Origin of the sequence: Marinobacter salinexigens (assembly GCF_008370345.1) — a bacterium.
GTDB lineage: Bacteria > Pseudomonadota > Gammaproteobacteria > Pseudomonadales > Oleiphilaceae > Marinobacter > Marinobacter salinexigens.
Genome location: NZ_VTUU01000002.1, coordinates 451,172 through 470,920 on the forward strand (window position 1 = coordinate 451,172; position 19,749 = coordinate 470,920).

Annotated in this window: 17 protein-coding genes and 1 pseudogene; all 18 read left to right on the top strand. The window is 46.2% G+C overall.

Features of this window, described 5'->3' with window-relative positions:
• Positions 1–40 precede the first annotated feature (40 nt).
• The 18 genes and pseudogenes from FWJ25_RS06610 to FWJ25_RS06695 all read left to right on the top strand — a co-directional run bounded on the left by FWJ25_RS06610 (position 41) and on the right by FWJ25_RS06695 (position 19,733).
• Complete coding sequence (locus FWJ25_RS06610; protein WP_149599460.1) at positions 41–1,558, top strand: XrtA system polysaccharide chain length determinant; 1,518 nt, start codon at positions 41–43, stop codon at positions 1,556–1,558.
• On the top strand, positions 1,558–2,460 hold the full coding sequence (locus FWJ25_RS06615; RefSeq protein ID WP_246166675.1) for a P-loop NTPase family protein: 903 nt from the start codon (positions 1,558–1,560) through the stop codon (positions 2,458–2,460). Before FWJ25_RS06610 ends, FWJ25_RS06615 begins: the two co-directional genes overlap by 1 nt.
• On the top strand, positions 2,453–3,730 hold the full coding sequence (locus FWJ25_RS06620; protein ID WP_149599461.1) for an outer membrane beta-barrel protein: 1,278 nt from the start codon (positions 2,453–2,455) through the stop codon (positions 3,728–3,730). Before FWJ25_RS06615 ends, FWJ25_RS06620 begins: the two co-directional genes overlap by 8 nt.
• Before the next feature lie 46 nt (positions 3,731–3,776).
• The gene (locus tag FWJ25_RS06625) at positions 3,777–4,649 is read left to right on the top strand and encodes an XrtA system polysaccharide deacetylase (RefSeq protein ID WP_149599462.1); all 873 of its coding nucleotides are present in this window, start codon (positions 3,777–3,779) and stop codon (positions 4,647–4,649) included.
• A 2-nt stretch (positions 4,650–4,651) separates the two neighbouring features.
• Positions 4,652–5,809 carry a glycosyltransferase family 2 protein gene (locus FWJ25_RS06630; RefSeq protein WP_149599463.1) on the top strand — a complete coding sequence of 386 codons (1,158 nt, stop codon included), beginning with the start codon at positions 4,652–4,654 and terminating at the stop codon, positions 5,807–5,809.
• 4 nt (positions 5,810–5,813) lie between these two features.
• Positions 5,814–6,938 carry a glycosyltransferase gene (locus tag FWJ25_RS06635; protein ID WP_149599464.1) on the top strand — a complete coding sequence of 375 codons (1,125 nt, stop codon included), beginning with the start codon at positions 5,814–5,816 and terminating at the stop codon, positions 6,936–6,938.
• The gene (locus FWJ25_RS06640; RefSeq protein WP_149599465.1) at positions 6,935–8,035 is read left to right on the top strand and encodes a glycosyltransferase family 4 protein; all 1,101 of its coding nucleotides are present in this window, start codon (positions 6,935–6,937) and stop codon (positions 8,033–8,035) included. The genes FWJ25_RS06635 and FWJ25_RS06640 overlap by 4 nt, the downstream gene beginning before the upstream one ends.
• Entirely contained in the window at positions 8,032–9,378 is a 1,347-nt protein-coding gene (locus FWJ25_RS06645) for a phenylacetate--CoA ligase family protein (RefSeq protein ID WP_149599466.1), read from the top strand. The genes FWJ25_RS06640 and FWJ25_RS06645 overlap by 4 nt, the downstream gene beginning before the upstream one ends.
• Positions 9,379–9,380: 2 nt before the next feature.
• Positions 9,381–10,268, top strand: a complete 888-nt coding sequence (locus FWJ25_RS06650) for a glycosyltransferase family 2 protein (RefSeq protein WP_188093573.1) — start codon at positions 9,381–9,383, stop codon at positions 10,266–10,268.
• Positions 10,269–10,275: 7 nt separating this feature from the next.
• Entirely contained in the window at positions 10,276–11,253 is a 978-nt protein-coding gene (locus FWJ25_RS06655; RefSeq protein WP_149599468.1) for a polysaccharide deacetylase family protein, read from the top strand.
• Positions 11,254–11,317: 64 nt separating this feature from the next.
• Complete coding sequence (locus FWJ25_RS06660; RefSeq protein WP_188093574.1) at positions 11,318–12,217, top strand: glycosyltransferase; 900 nt, start codon at positions 11,318–11,320, stop codon at positions 12,215–12,217.
• A 118-nt stretch (positions 12,218–12,335) separates the two neighbouring features.
• The gene (locus tag FWJ25_RS06665) at positions 12,336–13,454 is read left to right on the top strand and encodes a hypothetical protein (protein WP_149599470.1); all 1,119 of its coding nucleotides are present in this window, start codon (positions 12,336–12,338) and stop codon (positions 13,452–13,454) included.
• 22 nt (positions 13,455–13,476) lie between these two features.
• Positions 13,477–14,109 carry a hypothetical protein gene (locus FWJ25_RS06670; protein WP_149599471.1) on the top strand — a complete coding sequence of 211 codons (633 nt, stop codon included), beginning with the start codon at positions 13,477–13,479 and terminating at the stop codon, positions 14,107–14,109.
• A gap of 178 nt (positions 14,110–14,287) precedes the next feature.
• Complete coding sequence (locus tag FWJ25_RS06675) at positions 14,288–14,980, top strand: class I SAM-dependent methyltransferase (protein ID WP_149599472.1); 693 nt, start codon at positions 14,288–14,290, stop codon at positions 14,978–14,980.
• A 1-nt stretch (position 14,981) separates the two neighbouring features.
• Positions 14,982–16,307, top strand: coding sequence for an O-antigen ligase family protein (locus FWJ25_RS06680; protein WP_149599473.1), 1,326 nt, complete (start codon positions 14,982–14,984; stop codon positions 16,305–16,307).
• 391 nt (positions 16,308–16,698) lie between these two features.
• A pseudogene (locus FWJ25_RS06685) lies at positions 16,699–17,336 on the top strand (IS3 family transposase); the annotation flags it as partial.
• A 295-nt stretch (positions 17,337–17,631) separates the two neighbouring features.
• Positions 17,632–18,819 carry a glycosyltransferase family 4 protein gene (locus tag FWJ25_RS06690; RefSeq protein WP_188093575.1) on the top strand — a complete coding sequence of 396 codons (1,188 nt, stop codon included), beginning with the start codon at positions 17,632–17,634 and terminating at the stop codon, positions 18,817–18,819.
• The gene (locus tag FWJ25_RS06695; RefSeq protein WP_246166685.1) at positions 18,816–19,733 is read left to right on the top strand and encodes a glycosyltransferase family 2 protein; all 918 of its coding nucleotides are present in this window, start codon (positions 18,816–18,818) and stop codon (positions 19,731–19,733) included. Before FWJ25_RS06690 ends, FWJ25_RS06695 begins: the two co-directional genes overlap by 4 nt.
• The last annotated feature ends 16 nt before the right edge of the window (positions 19,734–19,749 follow it).

A 19,749-nucleotide genomic window follows, 5' to 3' on the forward strand; every position in this document is an offset into this window, starting at 1 on the left:
GCCGTCGCGCTGCGCTGCGAACAGGATCAAGTGAGAGCTTATGGCACTTCCGTTGTCACAGTTGCCAGTTGAAATCATCAGAGAAATCCGCGAACGGAAATGGCTGGCATATCTGATGTTTCTGGTGATCAGTTTCACCATTCTTGGATTGGGGTTTGTCTGGCCTTACAAATACCAGTCCGAGGTTGTGATTTTTGTGGATGACAGCAACATCATTCAGCCGTTAATGAAAGGCAGTGCGGTCACAACTGAGGTTTCTGATACCACTACAGCTGCCAGGGAAATGCTGCTCACCCGCAAGGTCCTGGCCCTGGCTGCGGAAGACAAGGATATTTTTTCAGATTCGGCGGCGGTAACACAGAACGTAATAGAGCAGCGAATCAGCGCTCTGCGTTCCGGGCTTTTCGTAAAACGTAGGGGGGGCAACTACTTCACTATTGGGTATGAGTCCACTTCCCAGGCTGAGGCGTTTCGGGTGGCTCAGAAGCTCGCTCAGCTCTTCATTGCGGAGAGTAGTGAACGTAAGCGAACCGAAAGCCGTGGCGCCTATGACTTTATCGACAGTCAGGTTAAAAGTTATGAACGGCAGCTTGCGGAAGTAGAACGCCGGCTGCAGGTTTTTTTATCTGGAAATGTTGATGGAACGGAAAGCGAGGCTAATGCCAGGATGGCGACGCTCAGGGGGCAGATAGAGCTTGCACAACTGGAGAGAGAGCAGCAGGTTACAAAGGCCCAATCTCTGAATCAGCAACTCAATGAGATCAGTCCGACAATACGTCGCGAGCAAACCGCTGACCAGTTCTCTGATCGAATTTCCTCACTTGAGGAACAATTGGATTCGTTGAGACTGCGCTACCTTGATACCTACCCAGATATTGTGATCCTTCGCGAACAAATAGCTGAATTGAAACGCCAGCGTGCCAGGGCGCTGGCTGATGGCGAAGCGGTTACAGTCATTAGTGATGACGTTGATAATCCGCTATTTCGGGAACTGCGTGCTTCTCTGGCCAAAACGCGCACTGACATTCAAACGATTGATACTCGGATTAATTCGCTTACTCGGCTCCTTGCACAACAAGAGGCCCGAATGGAGCGTATTCAGGAGAATAAAACTGAGTACTCTGAATTAACCCGGGATATGGAGGTCAATCGGCAGATTTATGATGACTTGCTCAAACGGAGAGAAAGAGCCCGAGTCTCTATGCATCTGGATGTGGAAGGCCAGGGGCTGAACTACCGAATTAACGAAGCTGCTCAGTACCCTTCTTCTCCAACCGGACCGAAATTCCCGATGTTTGCATTGAGCGGCCTGATTCTTGGAATTTTAGCGCCCTTTGGGGCCGCAGCTGGGCTTTTGCAAATCGATCCGCGAGTAAGGGCAAAGGAACAGCTTGAAGAGGACATCGGCCTTCCTGTTTTGATAGAGATCCCGGAAGTTCGCACTCCTTTTGAAAAGCGCCGTGATCGCCGCCTGACTAATATGGTGGTGTTTTGTTCAGTTATAACTGCAGTGGTCTACATTGTAATAGGTGTAGCGCGTGGGGTCGGGTATTTTTGATGTCTGAATCGAACCGTCGTACCGAAAATGGCAACCGGGCAGGTAACGAAGAACCTGAGGTAACGGACCCTGCAAACGAGGTCACCAACCGGAACCCCTATTGGAACAAATCCTCCGGCGAGGTTGACGACCGCAAGGTTGCTTACTCCGATTGGCAGGATTCCCGCCTGTTGGTGCCGAGTTCGTTTGATCTCGGATCCGGGGCGGTTGATCGCTATGTCATCAGTAAGCAGATCGCCAAGATGCAGGAGCCGCGCACGCTCACATCGGACGATCTGGATGAGCGCCGGATTATTTATCCCGAGTCCAAAAACAGGGCGTTGGTCAACCGCTTTCGAAGCTTGAGAACCAAGCTCCTCGAATTGTCGGGAGGCAACAACTTTACACTGGTGGTCAGTGGTGCCTGTGAGGGTTCAGGTTCCTCCTTCGTTGCCCTGAACCTCGCCGCTGCGTTTGCTTTCGATCAGGCTAAAACAGCGCTGATTATCGACTGCAACCTCCGTAATCCGACCATTCATTCCCGGCTCGACATCATTACCGACAGTGGGCTTACCGATTTCCTGGATGATCCTGATTACGACATCGCCCGGATTCTGTACCCAACGGGGATTCCCCGACTCCGATTGATTCCGGCGGGTAGTCAGCGGGAAAGCGCCGCTGAGTTCTTCACCTCGTTCAGAATGAAGCAGTTTATTCAGGCAGTACGTCGGCGCTATCCCGATCGATTCATCGTTATTGATACTGCCTCCGTTGATGAGAGCCCGGACGCACGGATTCTGGCTGAACTGTGTGACTATTCAATGCTTGTGGTTCCGCATGGCAGGATGACTCCCGGGGCGGTTGAAGCCGCGGCCCAGTCCTTTGATCCGAACAAATTTGTCGGGGCCGTGATCAATGGATAAGGTTGTCCTGAAAAGGTTAGCGGCTTTGTCGTCGTTGGTTGCCTGCGGGAGTTTTTCGTTACCTGCAGCGGCGGAGCCGATTGCATATTCGATAGGCCTGGAAGAACGGTACACTGACAACGCCAAACAGGTAAGCAGCGGAGAAGAAAGCGATCTTGAGAGTCGGGTCAATTTCGGCATCAACTATAATTCCGATCCCGGTCGTTGCAATGGCTCGATTGCAGCAAAACTAGGCTATGGCCGCTGGCTTGATGATACCTACGATCCGGAAACTTACATTGACAGCGACCTGTTGGGTGATTGCCAGCTAGCCAATAACCTCTATTGGGATGTATCCAATCGTACCCGGGATGTTGTTCAGGACTCCCGGGGGGGGAATAACCCGGACAACACTTCCCGCAAGAATATTTTCAGTACCGGGCCCCGGTACATGATGCGTCTGTCGCCACAGGATACGCTCACATTGGACGCGCGATTTGAGTCCACTAATTACGATGAGCCAGACGAAACGGACAGTGACCGGTACGTGGGCACTGCCGCATGGAATCACCTTCTCTCCAGTACCTTCTCCGGTGGTCTGAGCTTCCAGCTGGACCAGTCTGAAATGGATACCGGCCAGGAAATAGACCGCCAAACTGCAAACGTTAATTTTAATAAACGTTGGGTTTCCACGGTGGTCAGCGGGTCGGTTGGGGCGAGCAAGATCGAGAGTAGTTTTGCTGGCTTCAGTTCTGACAATAATGGAATGGTTTGGAGCTTGTTTTTAGAAAGGGAATTGAACTCTTCTTCAAGCATCACCCTTTCTGGCAGCCATCAACTTACAGACCAGACTTCCGACTACGATATTGTTTTCGCCGGATTGGTTTTCAATGTTCAGGAAACCGAGGCAATCGAATTAACGGTAGTACGGGCGGCTTACCGAAACAACTTGTCTAATGGTGATACTTTCGAGCTTGGAGTGTCCTACGACGTAACGGATTATTTGTCGTCTGGATATCAAGAAGATAGTTACGGTATTGATGCAAGCTACAACCGAAAGCTAACGAGCAGATTGAGAGGGCATGCATCTGGTTCCTTTAACTCAAATTCTTACAGTGATGACGATACGGACGACCAGACCGTGACGACTTCTCTTGGATTGCAGTACGACATGAGCCGCTCGCTCAGTAGTCGCCTTACAGTCGGACGGGAGGAGCGGATCAGCGACGTAACCTCCCGGGAATACGTCGAGCACTGGATTGTTCTCGGTGTGAATTACCGATTCCAATAACGGCAACAATAAACAGGATTGTTGTTGACTCAAGGCCAGGGAAGCCATGACAGACATTGCAAATGCTTTAACCATCGACGTAGAGGACTACTTTCAGGTCGCAGCACTGGCTGAAGCGGTGCAGCGAGACGATTGGTCGTCTATGGAATACCGGGTTGAAGCGAATACAGACCGCCTGCTCGCTATGTTCGCGGATCGTGATATTAAAGCGACCTTCTTCACTCTCGGATGGGTTGCCGAACGCTCCCCGGAACTCGTCAGGCGGATCCGTGATGGTGGCCATGAGATTGCCAGCCATGGTTACAGCCACCAACTAATCTACACCCAGACCCCCGACGTGTTCCGGGACGAGACCCGCCGATCCAAGCGGATTCTCGAAGATATCACCGGGGCGCCGGTTACCGGGTATCGCGCTGCAAGCTATTCGATTACTGCAAAATCCCGATGGGCGTTAGATATTCTCGCGGAGGAGGGCTTCACGTGGGACTCGTCTATTTTCCCAGTCCATCATGACCGCTATGGCATGCCAGGAACGCCTCGTTGGCCCCATCGCCTGAAAACAGATGAGGGCCATGAACTCGCGGAATTCCCGCTGAGTACCCTGAAATTTCCCGGTTATACCTTGCCCATTGCAGGCGGAGGCTATTTCCGTCTTTTCCCTTATTGGTTCAGTCAATGGGGGCTCGGGCAGATCAATCGGCAGGGTCAACCTTTCGTATTCTACCTGCACCCCTGGGAAGTTGACCCGGGGCAACCAAGGCTGGACGTAAAATGGTTCTCACGTTTTCGCCATTACAACAACCTTGACGTCTGCCAGGCCCGGTTGGACCGCCTGATCAATCATTTCAGCTTCACTACGATGAGCGAGGTTCTGGTCCAGCAGGGTGTGTTGGACTCCACACAGGCGGGGAACGGTTAGTCATGCTCATGGCGATATTCTGGTTATCGTTGCTTGCATTGGTATACATCTATATCGGTTACCCGATAGTCGCTCGCTTGCTTTCCAGCTTCGTTCGCTCCGACGTCAGACGGGACGACAGTTTCGAGCCGACGGTGACCATACTGATTGCTGCATACAACGAAGCGAACGACATCCGTGCAACCCTCGAGAACAAGCTGGCTCTGATTTATCCCTCGGACAAAGTTGAGATACTGGTTGTTTCTGATGAGTCTGATGACGGAACTGACGACATCGTCAGGGACATTGCTTTAACAGCAAAGATTCCCGTAAGGCTCCATCGACAGATTCCACGCCAGGGCAAGACGTCAGGCCTCAATCTTCTGGTCCCTATGGCTCAGGGGGACATCATCCTGTTCTCAGATGCTAACTCTGAATGGGACCCGAACGCATTACGGTGTCTCGTTCGGAACTTTGCAGACCCCCAGGTAGGTTACGTCACCGGCAAGATGATTTACGTTAACGAGGACGGCAGCCTCGTGGGCGATGGCTGTAGCGCCTATATGAAATATGAAAACTGGTTGCGGGTGCAGGAAACCGGTTGCGGCTCTGTGGTTGGTGTCGATGGTGGCATCGATGCCATGAGGAAAGATTTATACCAGCCCCTAAGGAATGACCAGCTACCGGACTTCGTACAACCCCTGAAGGTTGTTGAACAGGGCTATCGGGTTGTTTATGAGCCTGAGGCGCTGTTGAGGGAGCATGCTCTGGCGGACGGCAGTAGTGAATTCAGTATGAGGGTAAGGGTCAGTCTCAGGGCCCTGTGGGCATTGAAGGATATGGCCCACCTGATGAATCCTGCCCGATTCGGATTGTTTGCGGCGCAGATGCTTTCTCATAAGTTGTTACGTTATCTCGCGTTTATACCGTTGATTACCTTCACGTTGGCCGCATTCCTTCTGGCGGGTAAAGGAGGGGTTTATACGCTCGCCGCCTTGGGCATCGTGGTGTTCTACGGGCTGTCCTGGGCCGGCCGGATGAACGAGGAAAATGGCCGTGAGATGCCTGTCTATTACTCCATTCCGTATTACTTCATGCTGCTGAATATTGCTTCACTCAAGGCGACGTTAGCGTTTGCCAGGGGAGAGAAGAAAGTTATCTGGACTCCCCGGAAAGGCTAGCACTATGAAAATCCTGCATCTTATTGACAGCGGCGGCCTGTACGGTGCTGAAAAAATGCTGCTCGCCCTTGTCCAGCAACAACAGCACCAGGGGTTGTCGCCGATGATTCTGAGTGCCGGTGAACCGGGAATTGGCGAAAAGCCCCTGGAAGCAGAAGCCCGGCGATTGCGATTACCAGTCATGCCCTGGCGCATGAGGCCGGGATTCAATCTGTCCGGCGCCAGAAAGGTACTGCGGTGGGCTCAGGAAAACGGATTTGAATTGCTTCATTCCCACGGATACAAATTCAACGTGCTCATGGGCATATGGCCACGTTCATTTAGGCGGTTGCCGTTAATGGCAACGCTGCACGGATATGTTAAGGCGCCCCGATATACCAAGTCGTGGCTTTATGAACTCCTCGATCGAATGATATTGCCGCGCCTACACCAGATCATTGTGGTCTCTGAGACGATGAGAACTCAGATACCCCAGAGCCTGGCTTCATCCGGCAAGGTGTCGGTTATCGTAAACGGCCTTTCGACAGAAACCGTTCTTGAAGATAGCTGCCGCCCGGTTGGTGAACCTCTTAGTAGCTTTTTCAGCAAACATCGCCAGATTGTACTTGGTGTAGGTCGTCTATCCATGGAGAAGGGGTTTGATCGCCTGATCCAGGCCTTTCAGAGTATTAAACAGTCAGACCCCAAGGTGGGTCTGTTAATTGTGGGAGAGGGCAGGCAACGCGAGGTGCTTGAACATCTCATCCACGAACTGGAACTCGACGACAACGTGCTCTTGCCCGGATACGTTGCCAACGTATCTGCTCTAATGGCAAAGGCATCCGTACTTTGCCTACCCTCCCATACAGAAGGGTTACCGATAACCCTGCTGGAGGGAATGACAGTCGGAGTCCCGGTTGTTGTGTCATCCGTAGGAGAGATGCCTTCAGTGCTGGGGCATGGCCAAGGAGGCGCTGTGTTGGAGGATCTTTCTGAGGGTTCCCTGGCTGGGGCACTGTCGGAGGCCATGGCGGGCAATCCAGGGGTACCAGAATCGATTGCATGGGCCAGGGAACGGGTTCAGAGCTGCTATTCTGATAAAGCAATGGCCGCGAATTATCTACAGGTATACAAGAAGGTGTTGTCGTGAAGCTGGCAATTATTATGGATCAGTACAACAACCCTTTTGCCGGTACAGAAAGCCAGGTACTGAAGCTTGTTGAAGGCCTCAAAGCCGTAGGATGGGATATCCGGTTTGCGGTATTCCGGGAAACCGGTTTTACCCGTAACGGTGATTTTCCCGTCAGCGTGGATCACCTCGGAGTAGGCAGTATCTCAAGCCCTGGGAGTTGGCTGGGTGTGTATCGGTATGCCAAAACGCTAAAACGGGAAGGCTTCGGCCTTGCTCACGTCTTTTTTAACGATGCTTCGGTAATTTGTCCGCCAATGATGCGGCTTGCCGGTTTAAGGACCATTATTTCCAGGCGGGACATGGGGTTCTGGTACAACACGCTCTACCTCAGGGCTTTGGGCGTGACAGGGCGCTTTGTCAGTGCCGCGGTGTGTAACAGCCAGGCGGTGGCGGACATTACCGGAAAAATGGAACACCTCAGCCCGGAAAAACTCCATGTTATCTATAACGGGTACCCCGATGTGGAGGCAGCCCCGATAGAAAGCAATCCTGGGAAAGATCCCTTAAAACCCATTATTGGCCTGGTGGCGAACCTGCGCCCCATCAAGCGTATTGATGACCTGTTACGGGCCTGTGGTCTGCTCCGGGACCGCGGTTATAACTTCGAACTGACCATTGCTGGTGGCGGGAATCAGGAAAGTTACCGGGAACTGGCTGAAGACCTGAATATCGGTGACAAGGTGACCTTCCTTGGAGGCGTAAGCAACCCTGAAGAGCACATACAACAGTTCGACGTTGCCGTTCTGTGCTCGGAAACTGAAGGGTTTTCTAACGCAATCATCGAATACATGAGGGCTGGAAAGCCAGTGGTATGTACGCGAACCGGGGGCAATCCGGAGATAGTGGCGGATGGCGAAAACGGCTACCTGGTTCCCGTTGGCAATGTGGAAGCACTCGCGGATGCTATTGGCAGGCTAATGGATGATCCGGAATTAAGGACGAAGATGGGGAAGGCGGCACTGGCAACAATGGCTGGAAAATACTCAATGGCCAACATGATCCAACAGCACATTGACCTGTATGCACGGCTTCAGACCGGAGGTGCCAGGGCATGATGGCATACTTGTCCAAGCATGTGTTTTACCCTTTATGGGATGCAAAAGATAAAAGCCGGAGACTGCAGGAATGGAAGCGTCTGGAAACCCAGCAGTGGTGGCCCAGAAAACGAGTGGAGGCCTACCAGAGGGAGCGCCTTACCGAGTTGGTTAACTATGCAGCGGTAAAAAGCCCTTACTACCGAGAAATTTTCAGTACTCATGGGATCAGCACGGGTAGCGCCGATAGCGTCGATCTGATGACATTTCGCCAGATTCCTGTGACCACCAAACACGATATACGGAACAATCTGAACAGGTTCATAAGCGATGATTACCAGAAAAATCGACTGGTAAAAGCAAAGACCGGCGGATCTACCGGTGTTTCATTAGAACTCTACTTCGATGAGGAATGTCAGGAGTATCGGAACGCAGCCCAGTTACTTGCAGATCGCTGGTCTGGCTGGGATCTCGGTATGAAAAAGGCGTCGGTATGGGGGAATCCGCCGGTGCCCAAGGGTGTGAAACAGGTACTGCGGCACCACCTCCTGGATCGGACCATCTACCTGGACACCATGGACCTCAACCCGCAATCCATGGGGGCGTTCGTACAACGCTGGCGAAGAGAGCATCCCGGCGCAGTATTTGGCCATGCTCACTCCATCTACATTTTTGCGAAGTATCTCGTTGATGAAGGGATTACGGACCTCCGGCCCGAAGGCATCGTGGCCACGTCGATGATGCTGCTTGAGCACGAACGCAAGGTGATTGAGCAGGCTTTTGACTGCAAGGTAACCAATCGCTATGGGTGTGAAGAGGTAGGCTTGATTGCCTGCGAATGTGAAGAGCATCAGGGCATGCACCTGAACATGCCCCATGTATACGTCGAATTTCTCGATGCGAATGACCAACCGGTTGCACCCGGAGAACCGGGTAAGATCGTGCTGACAGACCTCAACAACAGGGCGATGCCACTCATACGCTACCGGGTTGAGGATGTAGGGGTCTATTCTGAACGAGTATGCGGGTGTGGGCGTGGCTTTCCCATGTTGGAGCGCCTGGAAGGGCGGGTTGCGGATTTCCTCAAGCTACCGAGTGGTGGGCAGGTTGCAGGCATATCGTTGGTAGAACGAACGTTGACCAAGGTACCCGGTGTCGAACAGATGCAGCTTATTCAGGAATCGATCGACCAGGTCCTCATAAATCGTGTAAAGGGGCAGGAATACGACGTACATACAGATCCCAGCCTCATTTCCGCGTTGAGAGAGGTATTTGACGAACAAGTCGATCTGGTGATTCAGGACGTGGCATCCATCCCCCAGGAAGCGTCGGGCAAGTACCGTTTTTCGATATGCAAGGTTTAAAGATGACGACAGAACCAATGGTCAGTGTGGTGATCGCGACCTACAACATGGGGCAGTACTTGCCTGATGCGGTGTCGTCAGTTCTGGCGCAGAACTGGACTAATCTGGAAGTGATTGTCGTGGATGACGGATCTACAGATAACACGTCAGACCGTATGGAAGTATTCAACGGTAACCCCCGAGTCAGGTATATACCTACAGAAAACCGGGGACAACCAAAAGCCAAGAACCGCGGGCTCAATGAGGCCAAGGGCGAATTTATCGCATTCTGTGATGCGGACGATCTCTGGGACCCCAAAAAGCTGCATGTACAGATGCCCCACTTTAACGATCCCACGGTAGGGGTGGTTTACAGCGAGGTGACGTACATCGATCAGGATGGCAACCCGATCACCAAACCACAACCGTACGAAAGACACAGCGGGAAAGTAACCAATAATCTGGTAGTAAAAAACTTCGTGCCCTTCGGCAGCGCAGTTATACGCCGGCGGTGCCTTGAGCAGAACGGCTGTTTCGATGAAGCGCTTCCAATGGGCATTGATTGGGATCTTTGGCTACGGTATTCCGTTGACTGGCATTTCACCTATGCACCGGAAGTAACCTATATCTACCGGATTTGGCCAGGGCAGATGTCGAAGAATTTTCGTGGCCGGTACGACAATGCATTCAGGATTCTGAATAAATTCCTTGATAACCACCCGAACGCGATCAATGAAAGTCTTAAAGCGCGGGCATGGGCTGATATGTATATCAGTCGGGGAATGGCTGTAGCTGGGGGGGAAGATCTATTTTGGGAGCCTTTGAAAGACATTTTTAATGGTCTTCGCCGTGATTTTTCATATATGCCGGCTTGGCGGGCTCTTATAAAATTAATTTTAAGGCGGGCCTGATTCTTTTATGAATAAATATATATATATATTTATAAGGTGGTTTTACGGGCTTTCCGTATGTCGTTTTTTGTCAAGAAAACATCCAAAAATTTTGATGTACCACAGAGTAACCCCGGGTGGAGATAATGGATCTGTTTCCCTAAATAATTTCATAAAACAAATGGAGTTTGTTAAAAAAAATTTTAACCCGATTTCTCTTGATTACTTGCTGTCACGTCGCGATGACGAGAAAAAACCTAAGAATCCCATAGTGCTTACATTTGATGATGGGTATTCAGACTTTTATGAATATGCATTTCCTGTTCTGAAAAAGCTAGAGCTTCCAGCAACGTTGTTTATAACAACAGGGTTTGTTAATCAGGAGCTGTGGCTCTGGCCAGACAAGGTTAAGTACGCATTGACCGAAAACCCAAAAGTATCAAATAAATTTAATTTTGAAGAGATGGAGTTTGATCTAACAAATAATATTGATTCTGTTTGGGGGTGTATAGCCGATTACTGTCTCACGTTGCCCGATAATAAAAAAACTGAGCTTATCGACTGTCTTTATCAAGAGGTAGGTTTGGAGATGCCTGCCCTTGCACCGGAAAACTATCGCCCGTTAACGTGGCTAGAGATCTCTAGGATGCGAGAATATGGTTTAGGGGTCGGTAGTCATTCTCATAGCCATCCAGTAATGACAAAGTTAGATGATGAGGAACTGAATCGAGAGTTGTTTTTATCAAAAGCTATAATAGAAGAAAATCTAAATATAAAAGTCGATACGTTTTGTTATCCTAACGGCCAGCCACTTGACTTTGATGACAGGGTGAAAACATTCCTTAAGAGTAAATCGTACAAGTTTGCATTCGTCGCATATCCTGGAAGTGATCCATTGAAAAATAATTTAGAGATAAACCGCTATCCTATTGCAAATGACTGGATCGAGTTTGAAAAAACGGTTTCGGGATTTAAATATTTGATTGGTAAAATTAATAGGGTATAGAGAAAACTTCATGGTGTCAGATAGAATCTGGATAACGTGGGAGTACCATACTAGAAGCCGTAGTTTGTCAAAGGAGGTCGGCGCTGAATTATTTGAGATAGTAGTACCCGGAAACAGGGTGAAGAGGTATTTTATATCATCGATTAAAACTTTATCGATATTGAATAAGTTTGGTGGAAGGGTGGTTTTTTTCCAGAATCCATCGGTAATACTTTCCATCGTTATGATGCTGTATAAGTTTATTTCAAAAAAAAAGTTTGTCATGGATTGCCATAACGCCGGCGTTTTCCCATTCGAGGGGAGAAGTAGAATTTTTAACAGCGTCTGCCTATTCTTAATAAAAAAAATGGATCTATCGATAGTTACAAATAAAGCCTTGTTTGACTATATAAACAAAAAAGGTGGAACTTCGATTGTGCTACCCGATCCATTGCCTATGAGGTTTTACCAAAATTTACCGTGCCTACCTAGTTCAAAACTGAAGGTTGTTTTCATATGCACTTGGGCGAAAGATGAACCATTTGATGAGGCTATAAAGGCATTTTCTAATATTGATGAACCCATAACTTATTATATTACAGGTCGCCCCCCAGAGTCGTACAGTAATAAAGTATATCCGGAAAGTATAATTTTAACGGGATTTTTGTCGGATGATGAATATTTAAATCTAATTCAAAGTGCAAATCTTATTATAGATCTAACTCTCCGGGATAACTGCCTGGTTTGCGGCGCTTATGAGGCAATGGCAGCTGGGGTTCCTTGCATAGTAAGTGATTTCATGGTGTCTAGACAAGTTTTCAAAAAGGGGTTTGTTTATAGTGAAAATGATGTCAGCTCAATAACTAAGTCAATTAAGTTTTCGTTGAAAAACTTAGGGAATCTTAGCCAAGAGATGGTCAAGTATCGAATAGATCATCAGAATTTTATCAGAAACGAGATTGAAAAAATGGAGTTACTTTTATAATTAAAGGTAATTAGCTGGACCCTTTTAAGTATTTTACTTACTGGACAATTTTGTCGACACTTGCTTAAATTTTACTTATCCAACTTCCATAACGACGATGCTAAGCGAGGGTTTACCTATGAAGCTAAACAATTCGGGAGCAATCCTTCAAAGGATATCCTTTGCAGTAGGGCTCGTAGTGATATCGTCATCGGTTTTTTCGGAGCCTAGAATTTCCTCCGTTACGGGCGAGTTGAGTGATGGCGGACAGTTGATTATCTCTGGATCGGGTTTTGGAAATTTTGGTGGGAGGATTATCGCTTGGGATGATTTTGAACAGCACAATATTGGGGAGTACGTCAATGGCTTGCAGTCAGAGATCGGTAAGGCTTGGAGTACCCAGTATGGATATGTGGGGCCAGGTCTGGCGGTAGACGGAACCAAGTCAGTTAGTGGTACAAAGTCAGTCAAAATTGATTGGTCTGCGGATGGTGGAAACTCGATAAGAGCATTTGGATGGAGTAGCGAAGGGCCGATAGATAAAATCTATATCAGTTATCACCGATACATGGAGGGGGCTTACAAAGCTGCCTCGGGATATAACCATAAGCAATTTTATCTATTTGGAACTAATTCAGAGTTCCCTCAATTTATGCCGCTGATTCCTGGGGGTGAAACAGGGTGGGCCGTTTATAACAACTCTGGAAGCTTTTCACAAGTGCCAAGCGGAGAGCGAGGGTATAGCCTTCAGAAGTTAAGTTACTCCAACACAGAAGGCCAGTTTCAGAGGTGGGAATGGTTTTTGAAGCTGAATAGCCCCGAAACGAGCTACAACGGAATCGTTGACGGTTGGGTTGATGGAGCAGTTAACTGGAATTTTGATGATTTTCGAATAGGGTATAAAAGCGGGTCTTTTGATGATTTCCGCTTAGGTCATATGGCTCAGGGCTTCACTGACTCGGCTCGGGCGTGGTTTGATGATGTTTATACAGCCACAACTCCTGCTAGGGCAGAAGTGTGTTTTTCCGCTGAGTGGGCAGCTTGTGGGAAAGAAAAAACTGTACTCATTCCCGACCCCGATCGGTGGGGAGATGGCCAAATTGTAGTTAACTTCAGACAGTCAAACTACTTGAGTCAGGGGAAACTATATCTGTATGTAATAGATAACAATGGAGTTGTTAACCAATCCGGATACCAATTGGATGCGGTTGTAGGTGGTAGTTTACCAATGCCACCCAACCCAGTTCAGGTTCAGTAGGATTGTCCTTTGAGGAGCTAGGATGGCTAAATATGCATTAAGTTTTATTTTGACTTTATTTTCTATTCAATCCGCCTATTCGAGTGTTATAGAGTATTCGTGGAACGGGCAGCTATATTTGCTTGAGGGTGGAATTGAAAAAGACGAGGTCAAGGTAACAAATTCTCTGATTTACGACGACGAAAATGGAGAGATTACAGGTTTAAGCGTTTCGAGCGATATATTCAATTTTCGTAGTAACCAAATTGTATTTCCGACTTTTGAAATGCTTTCCAATGAAGAGATATATTGGTATCTCGGTAGTTTCGAATTTAGCGCTGTAGACTTAGTTGCAGGGCTTCAGTGGACAATCGCTCTATATGATTTTAATATTTTCTTACCGGAGGCATATGCGCTTTTAGGGAATAGTCCTCTTGAATACTTAGACGAAGCTCATGTTTCAATTTATACGACAATTTTTGATGGCAGTGGAATCTCTTTTTCTGGCTTTACGGGCGAGAATATTCGTAGGGTCGTATCTGTAATAGAACCTAATAGCTTTTTGATTTTTTTATCTGGATTAATTTTATTATTTTGGTCTCGTTTCTTTAGTTTGCCTAAATTCAATAGTGATTTCATGCTTGACCTTCTAAAAGGAGATAGAGGTGGACGATAAAACACTAGATTCGCGACATAGATCTGAGGAAGCATTTCACGATCGAAAATACTCCACGGAAAATTCCTCTCCAAAGCACTATTCTTACGGTCCGACCTATCGCATATTTCAGAGTATGAAGGAGATGCTAGGCGATGTGAGTGATAAAAAAGATACTTGAATATGGCTGCGGTAACGGGTGGATGACTGCAGAATTATCAGCTATGGTCCCAGACACCTCAGTAGTTTTGACATTTCTGATGAGGCTGTCGGGACAACGAGTCAATTGTTAGAAAAAAAGGGTTTTATATCGGATGTCTCGGTCGAGAAAATGGCTGCAGAAAAGTTGAGCTATCCAGATAATTCATTTGATGTTATATTTGGGTTTTCGATACTCCATCATTTGGATTTGGATTTGGATTTGGATTTGGATTTGGATTTGGATTTGGATTTGGATTTGGATTTGGATTTGGATTTGGATTTGGATTTGGATTTGGATTTGGATTTGGATTTGGATTTGGACTTGGATGTAGCGATGGCAGAGTTATACCGGGTCCTGAAACCTGGTGGTTTGGCAATTTTTCCCGAGCCATTGGAGAGCAATCCTGTGATTAAAATATATAGGTATTTCACGCCGCAATATAGAACGCCTGATGAAGAGCCTATAAATATTAAGCAATTTGACCAGCGTGCGAGTAGGTTTTCTAGCTTTCGGTACGACTCTTATTATCTTGCCTCGCTGATTTCCTTTGTTTTTATATACTTGCCGAAGCTGTTATGGCTTTATAACCCAACGCTTTCTATTTTAGGTGGTCTGGATAAGGTTATTTTTAAAATTTTTCCCTTTTCTAAAAAATATGCTTGGTATTCAGTGTTTAGGATGGTGAAGTAGCTTGATTTCTGAAACTAATGGTGGGTTTTTTGTAAAAAAAACGGTAAATAGAAATTTTTCGGATCCTAAAAGGAAAGAAAGTAAAGTATTCGTTTTTTTGGTTTGTGTTTATATATTGACGTGGTACCTTCAGTTAAATGGTAGAGTTGGTATTTTAGGTGCAATAAGGTTCGAGTTTATTTTAGGCCTGCTCCTTAGTGCATCGGCGGTTTTTGTTGTGATTGGCTCTAAAGCAAAGCCAACTCCTTTGAAGTTTCCAGTCTTTATGCTTTTTTTTCTTTTGGCTTTATATACTGTGTTTTCGTATAACAGGGAGGCCTCTTTTAATATATTTTTTGATAAAGTTTTTAAGGCTTCTATGCTTGCCTTGTTTTTTGCTGCGTTCATAAAAAGCCCGTGGGCGCTCAAGTTGGCTATAGCGGCATTTTTATTAGCAATGTTTAAAATTACCCAAGAAGGATTCTTGGGGTGGGTAACTGGATCGCTGGTTTGGGAAAATCAGGGAATACCACGGTTGCATGGTTCCACTGGAATGTACCGTCATCCGAATTCTTTTAGCGGTTTAGCATTAGGGTGTATTCCATTTATCTATTTTTTGTATCCTGTAGTTAATAAATGGAAAAAAATATTTCTTCTGGTCTTGGCTTTGTTTTGTATTACTATTGTAGTTTTTACTGGATCCAGAACGGGTTATGTTGGCGCTGCATTGCTGTTCGTTTATTTTTTATGGCAGCAAACTTCTCGGACAAGAACTAAGGCCTTATTTTTTAGTGTAATAATGGTTATCGTGGTTATTCCATTTATTCCTCAGGATTATGTTGGTAGATTTGAATCTATCTTTACGCTTGAAGAAAAGGAAGGGGCGTCATCTGAAAAGAGGATTCAGATTTTGGAAGATGCGGCAATGGTTTTTATTGATAAGCCGTGGGGGGTCGGTGTTGGAGCATTTCCCTCTGTTAGAGCTCAAATGTTTGGACGTTATCAGGATACGCACAACATGTATTTAGAGCTTTTGACAAATATGAGTATTTTTGGGCTCGCCGCTTTTATTTTTCTTGTTTATAAGTTGATATCTTTAAACAAGCGCCTACAACGTACCTTGGATGCACTGGATCACGATTCTTTTCATCATCAGGACATCCGTTTTTTGAACGCATTGTCAAAGGCGATAGTCGCGTTTCTCTTCCTGAGGTTAGTTTTAGGCGCGTTTGGAATGGATTCTTATGAAATATACTGGTGGTTTTCTATGGGTGTTACGATTTCCATTTATAGATGTGTGGAAAACATGAGTTATAGTTCCAAAAAACCTACTTCTAATTTTTTGTAGAATATTAAATATAATAAGTTTCCATTGGTCCTTTGTTAGAGTTATTTTAATTAATTAAACTAATGCCAAGTTTTATTATTTTAAGTTTAACAAATAAGATTGCATATTTGTTGTTATTTTAGTCGTCGCACTTAGATGCGTTGTAGTTTTCTTCTTATTTTATGATTTTTGGTTTGTTGATGAATTAGGTTTTTTTAAATTGAATTTAATTATTTTTAAGGGTGTATCTCTGGATTTTTTTGTAATTGTTAGTGTTAAGATATAAATATTTTTAAGTTATATTGGTTTTTTAGTGGTCACGGTTCACACCCGCGACTTTATTAATCCTCTCGTTTACCTGCTTTGCTACTTTAATGCTTAGGAGTACCGCGTTGCGCCCATCAAGCAGTCCGCCTACGGTTACTTGCTGCTTCACGGGTTGTTAAAAGCCGAAGGGCTTGTGGTGAACAGGAAGCGGACGTATCGGGTTTACACTGAAGAAGGGCTTCAGGTGCGGACCAAAAAGCGTAAAAAGCTCCAGCGGCCACGGCAGCCAATTGAGGTACCAACGTGTGTAGATGAGCGCTGGTCCATGGACTTCGTTTCAGATCAGCTTGCCAGTGGTAGACGCTTCCGGGTGCTCAATGTCGTCGATGATTTCTCGCGTGAAGTCGTTGGTCAGTTGGTATCAGTCTCGATCAGTGGGCGCTAAGTCGCACGCTTTCTGGATCAGCTGCTTGAGCTACGCGGAATACCGAAAAAGATAACCTGCGACAATGGCGCGGAGTTTACCAGCAAGGCTATGTTCTTTTGGAGCCGGGAGGCTGGCGTTGAGCTTGGGTTCATCCAGCCTGGCAAGCCAACCCAGAACGCATTCGTCGAAAGCCTGAACGGCAAGTTCCGCAACGAGTGCTTGAATCGTCACTGGTTCAGAACGCTCGACGAGGCGCGAGTAAAAAATGATTTGTGGAGAAACCACTACAACCAAGTGAGACACATAGTGCTCTTGGCTACGAGCCACCAGAACAATATGCGAAGCAAGCAGCATAATGAAATCTCATCCGGGCTACGGTACTAACTGTGGGGAAAGGTCAGGATTAATAATCCTATACTGGAAGCCTAGGGATTGTCGACAGACTGGGTTTAGGAAACAGAATTCACTGCTTAAGAAAAGTTCTGTAATTATACAAATTGGTTGTCCCACGTTTTTTGGGGTCGCTAAGGTAGAATGACGTGGAGTAAGGTAATCAGAGAGTCGCGGGCTGAGCTGGCACTATTTTCGTATGTGTATTAAATAGTACAGGCTGTACATTTTGAAATGATTGGGTTTCTAACGGAAGATATTATGCGGATAGCGATCTATTCAGACTGCAATTCCCGTGGTGGGGTTTGGGCTTATAGTATACGCACAATTATTATGCTCAAGCGGTTGGGGTATAAAGTTTACTTGGTGTCACATAAGCCTAGGAATGACGTCGAAGAATCTTTGCTTAACGACCTTGGGCGTGATGTGGATTCTTCTCTGATTCTAAGTCGGGATTTGGGTGAAAAGAGCCTTGCTAATGATATCTGCAAATTTCTTTTATTGAATGATATTGACGCATTTATACCGAACTACAGACGAATCTCTTATTATGCAGCCGCTAAGGCGACTAGATTCAAGAGAATAGATATTATTGGGGTCTGCCACAATGATCATGAGAGTTATTATTCTGTTTTAATCCGGTTCCAGAATATTGTATCAGTTTTTATTTGCGCTTCATCAAAAACCAGTCGTGTTTTATCTGCTAAGCTTAGCGAACGTAATAGAGATAAGGTATTTTTGATTCCTCATTATATTAGCAAAAAGCCTCTTGAAAAAACCCGGTATAAAAAGGAAGAGTTTACCGTGGTTTATCATGGGAGAATACAGGAAGAGCAAAAAAATTGTTCTAAAATCATTGAGATAGCTAGCTTGGTGTGTCGCGAAGAATGTAACATACGATTCCTGTTGATTGGAGACTCAAACGATTCGGGTTTTTATCGAAGGCTAATCGAACAAAATGGAATTTCTGATCAAGTTAAACTTTTGCCTGGTGCCCCATGGGAAGAGATCAAGCTTATACTTAGTGGATCACAGGTGGCATTATTAACATCTTCCTACGAAGGATTTTGTTATGGTGCTGCGGAGGCACTAGCCTGTGGCGTTCCGGTCGGCGCCTATGATTGTGGGGAGGTTATTAAAGACTTCTTGGTTACTGGTAAAAACGGATTGCTTGTGGGGTGGGGGGAATCAAGAAAATTAGCTAACTGGATTTTAGAGTTATACCACGATGAGGCAGAGTGGAGGCGATTATCCGACGGGGCGTACGATATTAGTAATGACTATTTCTCGTTTGACCGGATTTCTCAGAAATATAAAAAGGCAATTGGCGGCTCTATACATTCTGGAAGTAAGTGGCCTTTAATAAGGCCATTGTTCATTCCGGAGAAGGGAAGGTCTATTCGATCCTTTATCGATAGACAGGGAAGGAGATTTGGGGTGTGGCCATGAACAACTCTGGGTTAGTTTCAGTCATAATGCCTGCCTATAATGCAGAAAGCACGATATTAGAATCTTGCCGTTCTGTGCTAAACCAAAGTTACGATAATATAGAGTTAGTCGTTGTGAACGATGGCTCAACTGATGGAACACTATCGAAGATAGAAGAGCTACGTCATTCCGACCCAAGGGTGGTGTTGGTTACTTTGAAAAATGGTGGTGTGTCGAAAGCGAGGAATTTCGGCATATCTGTTGCCAGGGGATCTTTTATCGCTTTCTTGGATGCGGATGACATCTACGATAAAGAAAAGGTAAAAAAGCAAGTAAAAGCCCTTAACAACCTAAAGTGTGATGCTGTTATTAGCGGTGTGAAGCGCTTTACAGAGACGCTGGGGGATAAGCGTTGGTTACAGGGCTCGCTGCCGCCTCGAAATAATGAGTACATATCTTTTTCAGATGTTCTGTTAAGACTTCCAACTTCGAATTACGCCTTGTTCCATACGGCTCTCGCGAGAAAGGAAGTTTTTAGATCTGGTGAATGTTATAGCGAAAGCCTTAAAACTGGTGAAGACTGGGACTACTGGTTACGTTTAAGTCAGAAATTCAGATTTCGAGCGTTGTATGAAGAACTTTACTTTTATAGAAAACACGACGCTAGCGCTACTTCTTCCTATACAGATCTGATGACCTTGAAAACCCATTTAGAAATATTTAATAAATATCATTCCGCCCATGCGCTCGGTAGATCTGAAGCAAGGAAGTGGATACTTGCTAAGTACCTCGAGTTTTTTAATAATTGCCTGTACAAGTCCCATTATCGTGAGGCAGGAGCGATATTTATCAGGGGGGTACTTAACACCTCGATGATTTTTAGAAGACGTTTTTATGAAATTTTGAAGGATCGGATCAAAGAGAAAGTTTTTTGATTATGGAGTAATTGGT